Here is an 11,212-nt window from a genome sequence, read left to right as displayed (position 1 = left end):
GAGGCTTTGCGTAACCCAACATATATCAGGATGTTGGGTTACGCAAAGCCTCCACCCAACTAAATATAGAAACAATGAGCGCTTACCACCTGATAAAATTTCTTAATGTTCGATAATGTTTGTAAGTTCCTTGCTGAAACTTTCTCCAGTGACTTTGCCACATGGCTGTTAGGAGAATCTATCACCCTCACAGAATTAAGCCCTTCTGAGCTTTCCCTGGAACCAATTCGCGCCGATGCGCTGATATTGCTCCAATCGGATGAGCTTGTGCTGCATTTAGAATTCCAAACCCAACCGAAAGCTGATATTCCCTTTCGGATGATTGATTATCGGTTGCGAGGGTATCGTCGCTTTAAGAATAAGCGAATGCGTCAGGTAGTGATTTATCTACAACAGACAAATTCAGAACTTGTACAGCAAACTACATTCACTTTGGAAGAAACCTCTCATCGGTTCGAGGTAATTCGTCTTTGGGAGCAACCAACAAGTGTATTTTTGCAGCATCCAGGATTATTACCATTTGCGGTGTTAAGTCAGACAAATGACCGCACTGCTACGTTACAACAAGTTGCTCAGGAAATTTCAGAAATTACTGATCAACGTATCCAGAATAATATTGCAGCCTCAGCGTTCATTCTGGCTGGGCTAGTATTAGAGAAAGAGATAATTCAACAATTGCTGCGGAGGGAACTTATGCAGGAGTCAGTAACTTATCAAGCTATCCTTGCTGAAGGTTTAGCTGAAGGTCGTGCTGAAGGTCGTGCTGAAGGTCGTGCTGAAGAAGCGCGGCGTGTAGCGATAAATTTGCTCCAAGAGGGAATCTCGGTGGAAATAGTGGCGAAAGTGACGGGGTTATCCGTGGATCAGGTACAGCAATTGAGAAGTGAACAAACTGGTAATGCAGGGGAGTGAGAAATGCGATGTCTACGACGGGCTATTCGCCGTCGCTATTCTCTCATTTTCATTGCTCAAAATCGATGGCGGAGCCATTAAGAATGCATTCCCAGGTGGAACCTGGGAACGAGTACAAGTATTAAACTCTTAACTCTTGTACAGATGCAATTAATCGCGTCTCTCCTAACTTTTATTTGCCAAAACCTTTACCGCGAGAGGTTGAAGGTAGACAAATACAGTTTTCGAGTTGACTAATTAAAGCCTCACGATCTAAATTTTGACCAATCAGCACTAGTTGATTTTTCAATTTACCTTGCCATTCATCATCATCCAAAGTGAAGCGTTTACCGCAAAGGTGGAAAATATGACGCTTTGGACTTTCATCAAACCACATAATCCCCTTGGCTCGGAAGATATTTGAGGGTAGCTGGTTATCTAAGAAATACTGAAACTTCTTAATAGAAAAAGGCTTGTCACTTTGGAAAGATATGGAAGTAAAACCATCATTTTCTAAATGGTCAGAATGATGGCGATGATCGTGGTGATCGTGGTCATGGTCGTGATGATCGTGACCGCAGGTTGAGTGATCATGGTCATCATGATCGTGATGATCGTGTTCATCCACCACTGTGTCAAAATATTTATCAGACTCAAACAGACCAACACTGAGAATTAAAGGAATTGGCACTTGCGATCGCGTAGCGCGAATAATTCTTGCTCCTTCCTTAACTTCGTTAATTTTTCTTTCTAACTCCTTCAAAGTGGCTTCATCAACTAAATCAGCCTTATTCAGTACAATTACATCACCATAAGCAATCTGGCTGTATGCTGCCTCAGAGTTAAATAAATCTAGGCTGTAATTCGCCGCATCTACCACAGTAATAATCGAATCCAAACGGGTTAAATCCCGTAATTCTGTACCCAGAAACGTTAAAGCTACTGGTAGCGGATCTGCCAATCCAGTTGTTTCCACTACTAGATAATCTAGATTTTCTTGGCGTTCTAAAACTTTGTAAACTGCATCTACCAAATCATTATTAATAGTGCAGCAAATACAACCATTACTTAGCTCCACCATATTCTCACCAGTGGAAACAATTAGCTCGTTGTCGATGCCAATTTCGCCAAATTCATTCACGAGAACGGCGGTTTTCAAACCCTGCTGGTTGTTGAGGATATGATTAAGTAAAGTCGTCTTGCCACTACCGAGGAAACCCGTAATAATTGTTACTGGCATTCCTTGTTTGGGCGTATCCATTGCCGAAGATTCGGGTGTAACTGCTGATTGCATAGCGCTGTTATCAAATAATCAAAAAATAGTAATGTAGCGCAGATAGTCCAGAAAACACTAGCGCCGCTACGCGGAATTCAAAATTCAAAATTCAAAATTCAAAAACCCTTGATTTATGGGCTTTCGAGATTTTGTCCAATAGTATGTTGATTTCCGCCGTGACGTACTAGCATAGGGATGCTGGACTGTCATCCCAGCTGCTTTACCCTATTATTGCTTATCTCCCTATTCAGGATTACATCTGTTAAGCTGTTCTACCTTTGACTTTCATCCAGTCAGCAGCCAGAATGCCTACCAATACGGGGTTTTCCATTTTGAATTTTGAATTTTGAATTGATATATGACCCTAACACTTTACAATACGCTCACCCGTCGTCAAGAACCGTTTGAAACAGTCGAACCAGGCAAGGTTAAGATGTATTACTGCGGCGTGACGGTATACGACTACTGCCATTTGGGTCATGCTAGAGCTTGCATCGTTTGGGATGTAATCCGCCGATACCTCCAGTTTATCGGTTATGAAGTCCGATATATCCAAAATTTTACCGATATTGATGACAAGATTCTGAATCGAGCCTGTCTTGAACATTCATCAATGGAAGCTGTAGCCGATCGCTTTATCAAAGCATATTTTGAGGATATGGCGCGGCTGGGAATCAAAGAAGCCGATGAATATCCCCGCGCTACCCATACGATGAATGGCATTCAACGGTTAATTCATGAGTTGGAAAATAAGGGTTTTGCCTACCCTGCTGACGGCGACGTGTATTATGCAGTGCGGCAGTTTTCTGAGTATGGTAAACTTTCGGGACAGAAATTAGAAGATTTGCAAGTTGGGAAAAGCGATGCCTACGGCGGGCTACGCCAACGTGTCAATGTAGAAGATCCAGAGTACCAGAAAAAGAAAGACCCCTTTGATTTTGCTTTGTGGAAGGCAGCAAAACCGGGAGAACCAGCTTGGGAATCTCCTTGGGGCGCAGGTCGTCCGGGATGGCATATAGAATGCTCGGCAATGGTGCGCGATCGCTTGGGTGATACCATAGATATTCATGCTGGTGGTACTGACTTAATTTTTCCTCATCACGAAAACGAAATTGCCCAATCTGAGGCGGTGACAGGAAAACCCCTAGCGCGTTACTGGCTGCATAACGGCATGGTGACAGTAGATGGTCAAAAAATGTCCAAATCTTTGGGCAACTTTACCACTATTAGAGAATTACTGGATCGAGGAGTTGACCCGATGGCAGTGCGGTTGTTTGTGTTAACCGCTCAATATCGAACACCCATAGATTTTACCGATGAAGCGATCGCCGCAGCAACTAATGGCTGGCACACCATTAAAGAAGGTTTACTCTTCGGCTACCAATACGGCAAAAAACTAGGCTGGGGAGTGGAGACTGCCTCACTACTTCCTGAAACTATTGAACGTTTCCAAGAAACCGTAAATAACGACTTTAATTTTCCTGGTGGATTAACAGTATTGTTTGAATTAGCCAAAGAACTCCGTCGTCAGGGGCATATTCTTGTACATGAAGGGAAAACCGAAACTTCCCCTGATGAGTTACAGCGTCAATGGCAAACTCTTGTCACATTAGCTGGAGTTTTGGGTTTAGAAGCCGAGATAGAAGCCGAAACTCACACGAGTAATGGTTTAAGCGATGGGGAAATTGAGGCGAAAATTCAGCAAAGGCAAGAAGCACGTAAAGCCAAAAATTTTGCCGAAAGCGATCGCATTCGTGACGAACTTCAATCAGAAGGTATTACGCTAATTGATAGCCGTGATGGTACACGCTGGCACCGGAATTAGAGGGGATGAGGGAGTAATCAATTCAAAATTCAAAATTCAAAATTAAAGAACTTCTGCCCCATGCCCAATTCCCAATTCCCAATTCCCAATGCCCAATGCCCAATGCCCAATGCCCAATTCTTTAAATTATGTGGTCTGAACTCAAGAAAGCGATCGCTAGTTTCGATATTCCTGCTGATTGGATTGGTATTAGAGCCGTCAAGGAGACTTCTACTACCCGCTCAGTCCGTGATGCCTTACCCCAACTAAACAGCAAATCCTTCACTGTCGGAGCCATGCTGGAAGTTTTGGTCAATGGCTGTCTGGGTTATGCAGCTACTAACTCTCTAGAACTTTCTTCCCTGCAAACCGCCGCTCAAACAGCCTATAAACAGGCACTAGCAGCCAGTGAATGGTGGATACATCCCTTCCGTGAAAGTGAACGCCCTAAAGTCGTTGGTGAATATAAATCCCCATTTCTTGAGCCATTGGATGCTCTGAGTCCGGGTGAAATCAACGATTTACTGGTTCGTATTTGCCAAACGCTCAAAGTTGACGACAAAATTGTGCAAACCATAGCTAGTGCCAGCACAATCGAGCGAGAATCTTGGTTTATTAGCAGTAATGGCTCAGAAGTTTATCAAAAAATTCTATCTATAGCTACTCATTACGGAGCCACTGCCCAAGATGGAGTGGTTGTACAGCAGCGCACCAACAACGGCTCGCAAGCAAACTGTTATCAAGGCGGACTCGAACTACTAAAACAAGAAAACTTATGGCATCGGGTGCGGCAAATTGGCGAACAAGCAGTAGAACTCTTAACAGCAGAAGAATGCCCAAGCACTCGTACCAATTTAGTTTTAGCCCCAGATCAAATGATGCTGCAAATCCATGAAAGTGTCGGGCATCCCCTAGAAATTGACCGAATTTTGGGAGATGAGCGTAACTATGCTGGGGGCAGCTTTGTTAATAAAAGTGATTTTGGCAACCTAGCTTATGGTTCGCCGTTGATGAATATTACCTTTGATCCCACCGTACATGGTGAATTTGCCAGTTATGGCTTTGATGATACGGGTGCTGTAGCAACACGGGAGTATTTGGTTAAAGAAGGAGTACTCCAACGGGGTTTAGGTAGTCTAGAAAGTCAAGCTAGAGCAGGAGTAGCAGGAGTTGCCTGTGCCCGTGCTTCCTCATGGAATCGACCTGCGATCGATCGCATGGGTAACTTGAATTTAGAGCCTTTAAACGGGACTCTTGAAGACATTATTGGCGGGATAGAACACGGTGTTTACATGGAATCTAACCGTTCTTGGTCAATTGACGATCGCCGCTACAAATTCCAATTTGGTTGTGAGTACGCTAAATTAATTGAAAATGGTAAACTTACCAAAACTCTCCGTAATCCCAACTACCGCGCCACAACACCAGAGTTTTGGCATAGTTTAATTAAAGTAGGAGATGCCACAAACTGGCAAATGTATGGTACTCCTGATTGTGGTAAAGGAGAACCAAATCAGGCCATTTGGGTAGGACACGGTTCACCTGTCTGTGTATTTGCTAATGTTGAAGTTTTTGGTGGAGGAAGTTAAATAATTCGTAATGACGCTCGCGGACTCGCTACCGCTACGCTAACGTAATTCGTAATTCGTAATTGCATGGGGATTTAGATTCAAATCCCTCCTCTTTAATGGTCTATTAATATTTAATATCTATGAAAATTGAGGAATTATCTGCGTTAGAAGTCAGCTTTAATCGACTTATTGAAAGTCTGCTGATTAAAAAAGCAGAAGATGAACAATTCACTGTGAGACTTAGCAGTGAGATAAGTCAATTTACTCGTTTTAATCATGCGAAAGTGCGGCAAACTGGTTGTGTTGCTGATGGTTGGATAGAACTGACTTTGATGAAACAGCAACGCAATAGTGTTCGGCGGTTTCCCTTTACTGGAAATTGGGAGGTAGACTGGCAGTTAGCATATAATGCTTTGCAAGAACTACGTGACGAACTTATTTTACTACCCATCGATCCATATCTAGTTTTGCCATCAGGAAATAATATCAGTCGAGAAATACATTCTGGTAATTTATTGGCGACGGAAGCAGTAGTACCAACTGTATTAGAACTAGTCGCGGAATTGGATTTTACAGGGATATATGCAGGGGGAGTGGTAATTAAAGCTTATGGTGATTCTAGCGCTCAAAAACACTGGTTTGCTACTGATTCTTTTACATTAGATTATTCTCTATTTTCCCCATCTGAACAAGCAGTTAAAGGCACATTTGCCGGGAGTGATTGGGATAAATCTGCATATATCGCCAAAATTAGCGAAGCCAAAAAGCAACTAGAATTGCTGGCTCGTCCAGTTAAAGAATTACCACGAGGACAGTATAAAACTTATTTTGCTCCTGCTGCTGTTGCAGATTTATTATTGATGCTTTCTTGGGGAGCAGTGAGCGAGGCTGATATCCAACAAGGAAATAGTGCTTTAGCTGCTTTATCGCGTCAAGAAAAACAACTTTCTCTAAAATTTAGTTTGAAAGAAAACTTCCAGAGGGGATTAGTGCCACGATTTAATGAATTGGGAGAAATGGCAGCACTGGAATTACCTGTAATAGAAAAAGGATATTTGGTAAATACTTTGGTGAATTCTCGAACCGCTAAAGAATATCAAAAAATTGCCAATGGTGCTAATGGTTCAGAGACTTTACGAGCGCCAGAAGTGAGTCCGGGAAATTTAGGATTTGAGCAGATTCTTCCGAGTTTAGATACAGGGTTATATGTATCGAATTTACATTACTTGAATTGGAGCGATCGCCACACTGGTAGAATCACAGGTATGACTCGTTATGCTTGTTTTTGGGTAGAAAATGGAGAAATTATCGCACCCATTGAAAACTTACGTTTTGATGAAAGTCTCTATCGCTTCTGGGGAGACAATCTTGTAGAATTGACTACTTTTCAAGAATTCATTCCTGAAGTAGGAACTTATGAAAGTCGTCAACTTGGAGGTAGTTTAGTTCCCGGTATGCTAGTAAATGATTTTACTTACACCCTATAATGAGTTGTTGAATTGCGGTTTTGATGAATTTTTTGGGAGAATTGCAAGCTCTAGATCCCGACTTCTCAAAGAAGTCGGGGATCTGTTTGATCGCAAATACTAAAATTATCTATCTCTATAAACTGCATTAATTACAATATCTTTAATACTCAGGTAAAGAATTAATAGCAACAATAAAAATTGCTCAAATTGAAGAACTGGATCTAAACGCCAACCTTGATAATACAAGATTGCTCCACTTAACAACATTATAATTGGCGTAAATATAAGTTGGATAATGTAAAGGGATAAAGCCCAACCTCTAAGCCTGGTTCCACGTTGAGATAACCAAGCTACTGTTAAAATCAAGTAAATAATTGCCCAAAGCAAATAAATAATTCCAATTAAACCAGCTATATTTAATCCAAAGTTCACTTGAGCGAAAGTAAGCATTTATTAAAAATCCTGCTTAATTACAAGCTAAAATTTTAAATTTATTACTAGTACAGCACGGCGGAAATAAACCAACCATTTGAAATATCTGAAACCCTTGTGAACAGGTAATTACGAATTACGAATTACGCCTTGCGGTACTAGGTAGATTCCCTAAAATTATTCCTTCATGAAAATTGTTGGGTTAAGCAACAGCGAAACCCAACCTAGAATTTTTCCCATCTATCGTTAGAACCTCTATTTTTTCTTCCCTGGAGGTGAATTGCGCTGAGTGAGGTTATCAATTTGCAATTGTTGTCGTCCGTTGGTGATAATTCGCAACATATCTTTGAGATCCTGCTCGATATTGCCCAAAATGCCATCAGCATAAGCATCAGCACCATCTTCAATGTCTTGAGCCTGAGCGATCGCAGTTTGCCTCATTTGCTCTAACTCTTGCTGACAAGCATACCGCTTACGGTCAATCTCGGCGAGGGTTTCTTGCATTATTCCCTCACACTCTTGTTGCACTTGTCGCCGCAATTGTTCAGCTTCTTGTTCCGCCTGGTGGATAATATCGCTTTCAGCTAAAATTTGCGCTCTTTTTGCTTGTGCAGCCTCAACTACCTGCTGTCCATACTCTTCCGCTTCCAACAGAATTTCGTCCTTTTGGTCGAGAACTGCTGCTGCTTCTTGAAAAAGTGATGGTAAAGCCAGCCGAATATAATCAAGCTGATCCAGCAGCTTTTCTTCATCTATGAGTGTGCGTCCCGTCAGAGGAATCCTGAGACTAGAGAGAACCATTTCCTCTAGACGGTTGAGTTCCTGCTGAATATCTATGCTTCCCTCTCCACCGACATATTCTTGAGAGGGGGCATTGCTTCCGTTGAGATTGGGTTCAACATTGGAGATTTCTGATTGTAGCATTGGTATATATCTAGGGCAATGTGTGGGGGAACGAGATGATCGATAGAGCCACCAAACCTTGCAATCTCTTTTACCACACTACTACTTAAAAAACTATATTCATTTGAGGTTGCGAGAAAAACTGTTTCTATTTGGGTAGAAAGAGTTTTATTGGTGTGAGCCATTTGCAGTTCCACTTCAAAATCTGACACAGCTCGTAAACCCCGGATCAAAACTTGTGCTTGTTGCATTTGAGCATAGTTGACAGTAAGACCATCAAAGCTGTCTACTTCTACATTAGGTAGATGTTGTGTAGAAAGACGGATCTGATCTAGCCGTTGCTCCACACTAAAAAGTGGCATTTTGTTAGGGTTCCGCAGTACAGCGACAATCACCCGCTCAAACAGCCGACTACCGCGTTGGATGAGATCGAGGTGTCCCAAGGTGATGGGGTCGAAGCTACCAGGATAAATAGCAATCACAATTTTAAATATATCAAAGTTGTTTAGGTGATTATATCGAAACCGTTTTGTGTAACTTACTCAAATCTACCATCTTGCGTTCTCGGTAAGGATGGTAAACTCAATTGTTTTAGTGGCCCAAGTTATGCTCAACTAGGCGTTAGGAACTAGACTCCTAAATATGAATACTGGATTTTTACCTACGTCCCCACAATTCGTTGTGGAAGATTCAAGTATAGTTCCAGTATTCAAGATGCAATAAACTCCGTACTTAGCAAAGTGCGCGGGTAGTTAACTAACTTTTCTAGGTAATTTTTCATGGCGCTGGATTTTCCCACTTTGCCCTTGGCGTTTCAATTTACTTCTCCAGGACCGATTCTGGTGAAAATAGGGCCACTAAGTATTCGTTGGTACGGCTTGTTAATTGCCACAGCAGTGTTAATTGGCGTTATCCTTTCCCAAGAATTGGCAAAGCGCCGTAACGTTAATCCTGAGTTGCTAGGCGATTTGTTCTTTTGGTTGTTGATTGGGGCAATTCCTGGCGCACGACTATATTACGTTTTCTTTGAGTGGTCAAAATATGCCCCAACTCCAGGGAAAATTTTTGCGATCTGGGAAGGAGGTATTGCCATTCATGGAGCGATTCTTGGTGGCGTTGTGGCTGCGTTAATCTTTGCTAAAATCAAGCAAGTTTCTTTCTGGCAACTAGCAGATTTAGTCGCGCCTTCGCTGATTTTAGGGCAAGCGATCGGACGTTGGGGCAATTTCTTTAATTCTGAAGCTTTTGGCGATCCTACTGATTTACCCTGGAAGCTTTATATTCCAACAGACCATCGTCCTCTAGACTATGTTAGTTTCGATTACTTTCATCCCACCTTTCTCTACGAATCTCTGTGGGATTTAATGGTGTTTACGCTACTAATAACGTTGTTTTTCCGGTCTTTATCCGGTAAGCCACGCCTGAAGGTAGGCACACTATTTCTAATTTACTGGCCAGCCTACAGTTTAGGACGCTTATGGATTGAAGGCTTTCGCACTGATAGCTTGATGCTGGGGCCATTACGAATGGCGCAAGTAGTCAGTATTCTAGGAATTTTATTAGGATTAGTTGGATTAGCTTGGCTTTACTTACTTAAACGCCCTTTACCCGATGTAGTGCCTACTCCCAAGGGGAATGGGGAAATGAGGGGATGAGGAGAGTTAGGAGTTAGGAGTTAGGAGTTAGGAGTTATTATTCTCCCTCTGCACCTCAGCCCCATGCCCTGTTTGGCCAATGACAAATGACAAATGACTAAAAAATAAAAAATGCCCCAGAATATTTTCTAGGGCTTAACCAGGGTGCATCTACCATTACTCTCTACTAGGGAAAGAGGGTGAATCCGGAAAGATACTGAGAAAATGCCAAAAAATTTTTTTGAGGGATTGCCGTGTGTTCTTCTAAGAGTGAATATACAGAAAGCCTCAGCTATAAAAAAACACTATATGCTGTAGAACCATCTGTGTATATTGTCGGAGCAGGGCCTGGAGATCCTGATTTATTGACGGTGAAGGCGCAGAAACTACTAGCTGTTGCTGATGTAATTTTATTTGCTGATTCTTTAGTACCCGAACAAATTTTAGAACTTTGCCGAAAAGATGCGGAGATAATTAGAACTGCGAATCAGACTTTAGAAGAAATTTTGGCGATTATGATCGATAGGGTGCGATCGCAGCACAAATCTCTAGTCCGTCTCCATTCTGGCGATCCTAGTCTCTACAGCGCCATCCACGAGCAAATGCACCTCCTCGCAGAGGCAAATATTCCTTTTGAAGTCATACCTGGTATCAGCGCCTTTCAAGCTGCTGCTGCCAAACTCAAATTAGAACTGACTGTCCCTGGTTTAGTCCAAACAATTATTTTGACGCGCATCAGTGGACGTACAGAAGTCCCCGCCGCCGAAGAATTAGCCACTCTTGCAGCACATCAGGCTAGTCTCTGCTTGTATTTAAGTGCGCGTCACGTCGAAAATGCCCAAGCTAAACTACTCGAACACTATCCAGCCGAAACCCTAATTGCGATTTGCTTTCGCATCGGCTGGCCCGATGAAAAAATTAAGGTTGTCCCTCTAAATCAAATGGTGGAATGTACTCAGAAAGAAAAACTAATTCGCACTACACTTTATATAATCAGTCCAGCACTCTCGACAACAAAAGGGCGATCGCGTTTATATCATCCCGAACATAATCACCTATTTCGCTCATCTCATAACTAAAGGCTAGAGACGCGATAAATCGCCGTCTCTACAGGAAATTTAATTTATCCATCAATTATTTATTGACGGACTATAAGGGCATTGGGCAGAAGTTCTTTAATTTTGAATTTTGAATTTTGAATTTTGAATTTTGAATTGATTGCTCCCTCATCT

The 11,212-nt window shown here is 42.1% G+C and carries 10 protein-coding genes; 6 read left to right on the top strand and 4 right to left on the bottom strand.

The features are described from left to right. The first annotated feature begins 105 nt into the window (after positions 1 to 105). Positions 106 to 912, top strand: coding sequence for an Rpn family recombination-promoting nuclease/putative transposase (locus HWQ37_RS30540; protein ID WP_292754252.1), 807 nt, complete (start codon positions 106 to 108; stop codon positions 910 to 912). A gap of 172 nt (positions 913 to 1,084) precedes the next feature. On the opposite strand, the gene HWQ37_RS30535 is transcribed toward HWQ37_RS30540, so the two are convergent. Then, a complete protein-coding gene (locus HWQ37_RS30535) occupies positions 1,085 to 2,185 on the bottom strand; it encodes a CobW family GTP-binding protein (protein ID WP_292754249.1) in 1,101 nt (366 codons plus the stop codon). Between the two features lie 340 nt (positions 2,186 to 2,525). Between HWQ37_RS30535 and cysS the strand changes: the two genes are divergently transcribed. The 3 genes from cysS (at position 2,526) to HWQ37_RS30520 (ending at position 7,029) form a co-directional block, all read left to right on the top strand. Continuing rightward, the gene (gene cysS / locus HWQ37_RS30530; protein ID WP_292754246.1) at positions 2,526 to 3,992 is read left to right on the top strand and encodes a cysteine--tRNA ligase; all 1,467 of its coding nucleotides are present in this window, start codon (positions 2,526 to 2,528) and stop codon (positions 3,990 to 3,992) included. Positions 3,993 to 4,120: 128 nt separating this feature from the next. Then, positions 4,121 to 5,560 carry a TldD/PmbA family protein gene (locus HWQ37_RS30525; protein WP_292754243.1) on the top strand — a complete coding sequence of 480 codons (1,440 nt, stop codon included), beginning with the start codon at positions 4,121 to 4,123 and terminating at the stop codon, positions 5,558 to 5,560. A 122-nt stretch (positions 5,561 to 5,682) separates the two neighbouring features. Next, positions 5,683 to 7,029, top strand: a complete 1,347-nt coding sequence (locus tag HWQ37_RS30520; RefSeq protein ID WP_292754241.1) for a TldD/PmbA family protein — start codon at positions 5,683 to 5,685, stop codon at positions 7,027 to 7,029. A 105-nt stretch (positions 7,030 to 7,134) separates the two neighbouring features. On the opposite strand, the gene HWQ37_RS30515 is transcribed toward HWQ37_RS30520, so the two are convergent. From HWQ37_RS30515 to coaD, 3 genes are all read right to left on the bottom strand, one after another. Continuing rightward, positions 7,135 to 7,461 carry a Ycf66 family protein gene (locus HWQ37_RS30515; RefSeq protein ID WP_292754239.1) on the bottom strand — a complete coding sequence of 109 codons (327 nt, stop codon included), beginning with the start codon at positions 7,459 to 7,461 and terminating at the stop codon, positions 7,135 to 7,137. 237 nt (positions 7,462 to 7,698) lie between these two features. Beyond that, positions 7,699 to 8,367, bottom strand: a complete 669-nt coding sequence (locus HWQ37_RS30510) for a DivIVA domain-containing protein (protein WP_292754236.1) — start codon at positions 8,365 to 8,367, stop codon at positions 7,699 to 7,701. Further along, positions 8,277 to 8,828, bottom strand: coding sequence for a pantetheine-phosphate adenylyltransferase (gene coaD / locus HWQ37_RS30505; RefSeq protein ID WP_292754233.1), 552 nt, complete (start codon positions 8,826 to 8,828; stop codon positions 8,277 to 8,279). Before coaD ends, HWQ37_RS30510 begins: the two co-directional genes overlap by 91 nt. 297 nt (positions 8,829 to 9,125) lie before the next feature. Between coaD and lgt the strand changes: the two genes are divergently transcribed. Together lgt and cobM are read left to right on the top strand one after the other, a co-directional pair. Then, complete coding sequence (gene lgt / locus HWQ37_RS30500; RefSeq protein ID WP_292754229.1) at positions 9,126 to 10,001, top strand: prolipoprotein diacylglyceryl transferase; 876 nt, start codon at positions 9,126 to 9,128, stop codon at positions 9,999 to 10,001. A gap of 233 nt (positions 10,002 to 10,234) precedes the next feature. Then, the gene (cobM, locus tag HWQ37_RS30495; protein WP_292754226.1) at positions 10,235 to 11,059 is read left to right on the top strand and encodes a precorrin-4 C(11)-methyltransferase; all 825 of its coding nucleotides are present in this window, start codon (positions 10,235 to 10,237) and stop codon (positions 11,057 to 11,059) included. The last annotated feature ends 153 nt before the right edge of the window (positions 11,060 to 11,212 follow it).

The organism is Nostoc sp. NMS4 (assembly GCF_017115095.1).
Lineage (GTDB): Bacteria > Cyanobacteriota > Cyanobacteriia > Cyanobacteriales > Nostocaceae > Nostoc.
Note: the sequence above shows the minus strand (reverse complement) of the source record. Positions and strands in the feature narration are given on the sequence as shown.